Annotated in this window: 2 protein-coding genes and 1 tRNA gene; 2 read left to right on the forward strand and 1 reads right to left on the reverse strand. The window is 62.2% G+C overall.

Features of this window, described 5'->3' with window-relative positions; all coding sequences use genetic code 11:
- The first annotated feature begins 412 nt into the window (after positions 1 to 412).
- Positions 413 to 736, forward strand: coding sequence for a hypothetical protein (locus tag VV867_RS24715; RefSeq protein WP_328567822.1), 324 nt, complete (start codon positions 413 to 415; stop codon positions 734 to 736).
- A 121-nt stretch (positions 737 to 857) separates the two neighbouring features.
- Here the strand turns inward: VV867_RS24715 and VV867_RS24720 are convergent.
- Positions 858 to 945, reverse strand: a tRNA-Ser gene (locus VV867_RS24720).
- 129 nt (positions 946 to 1,074) lie between these two features.
- On the opposite strand from VV867_RS24720, the gene VV867_RS24725 reads away from it, so the two are divergent.
- A complete protein-coding gene (locus VV867_RS24725; protein ID WP_109935860.1) occupies positions 1,075 to 1,740 on the forward strand; it encodes a Bax inhibitor-1/YccA family protein in 666 nt (221 codons plus the stop codon).
- The last annotated feature ends 20 nt before the right edge of the window (positions 1,741 to 1,760 follow it).

Consider the following 1,760-nt stretch of genomic DNA (forward strand, 5'->3'; position numbering starts at 1 on the left):
GGACAAGGTCCGCTCCTACGGTGGGCCCCACCTCGACTGTAGGAGCAGGCCCTGCCTGCGATTCGCGCGCAGGGCGCGCTCCTGCAAAGGCACGGTGCAGGGGCAACCCGTAGGAGCGGATCTCATCCGCGAATCGCGCCGGAACCTCCGGCTATCGCGGACAAGGTCCGCTCCTACGGTGGGCCCCACCTCGACTGTAGGAGCAGGCCCTGCCTGCGATTCGCGCGCAGGGCGCGCTCCTACAAAGGCACGGTGTCGGGGCAACCCGTAGGAGCGGATCTCATCCGCGAATCGCGCCGGAACCTCCGGCTATCGCGGACAAGGTCCGCTCCTACGGTGGGCCCCACCTCAACTGTAGGAGCAGGCCCTGCCTGCGATTCGCGCGCAGGGCGCGCTCCTACATGGGAACGACGTGGCGGGGGCGCAGGAGTGCACGGCAATCGCGGATGAGTCTCCTAGAGCTGGGCTGGCGGCCATCGCACCACTGCCCACCGACATCTACCTGCCGGCCTTCGGTGCCATTCACCAGGCGTTCGGCCTGGCCGCCGGCCAAACTGCGGCCGACTCACCGGAGGTGCCTGTCCTTATCCGAAACGATGGCTCCCGCGGATACTGGAAAGCGGCCACCGAGATCAACGACTTGAAGGAAGCAAGCCGGCTGCTTGGGCACACAGAGGAGGAGATCGCCAAGAAGATCTATATCCGCCGCAGCTTCATCGCGAAGCCGGCGAAATAGCCAGAGTTTTGGGACTCAGGGCGATTTATTTTGGGACTCTTGCCATTTTCAGGCCCATCATCGAGCCTTAATGTAGGTCGCCGAAAATGAAAAAGGCCCTGAAAAATCAGGGCCTTGAAGATGGCGGAAGTGTAGAGATTCGAACTCTAGGACAGTTGCCCGTCGACGGTTTTCAAGACCGTTGCCTTAAACCACTCGGCCACACTTCCTTTCGGGGGCGCATAGTACCGGATCGCAACACACTGTCAAACTCTGATCCTACGTCTGACAGGCGGGTTTGGTATCATCACTGCAACTATGGTCACGGAATCCCATTCCGCTTACAGGAGTGTCTAGCCATGCAAGAACGGCAATATCTCAACCCCGCCGCGGCGGAGCAACGGGAAGTCAGCGGAGTCCTGCGCAACACCTACGGCCTGCTGGCCATGACCCTGGCCTTCAGCGGCCTGGTCGCCTACGTCTCGCAACAGCTGCGCCTGCCCTACCCGGGCCTGCTGCTGACCCTGGTCGGCTTCTACGGCCTGTTCTTCGCCACCCTCAAGCTGCGCGACAGCGGCTGGGGCCTGGTGACTACCTTCGCCCTCACCGGCTTCATGGGCTACACCCTCGGCCCGATCCTGAACCTGTACCTGGGCATGGCCAACGGCGCCAACATCATCGCCTCGGCGTTCTTCATGACCGCCCTGGTGTTCTTCGGCCTGTCCGCCTACGTGCTGACCACCCGCAAGGACATGAGCTTCCTGTCCGGCTTCATCACCGCCGGCTTCTTCGTCCTGCTGGGCGCCATCCTGATCTCCTTCTTCGTCCAGATCAGCGGCCTGCAACTGGCGATCAGCGCCGGCTTCGTGCTGTTCTCCTCGGCGGCCATCCTGTTCCAGACCAGCGCCATCATCCACGGTGGCGAGCGCAACTACATCATGGCCACCGTCAGCCTCTACATCTCCATCTACAACATGTTCATCAGCCTGTTGCAGATCTTCGGCATCATGGGCAGCGACGACTGACGCTTCCCGGCAACACCGGA

The organism is Pseudomonas sp. JH-2 (assembly GCF_036231725.1).
Taxonomy (GTDB): Bacteria; Pseudomonadota; Gammaproteobacteria; order Pseudomonadales; family Pseudomonadaceae; genus Pseudomonas; species Pseudomonas delhiensis.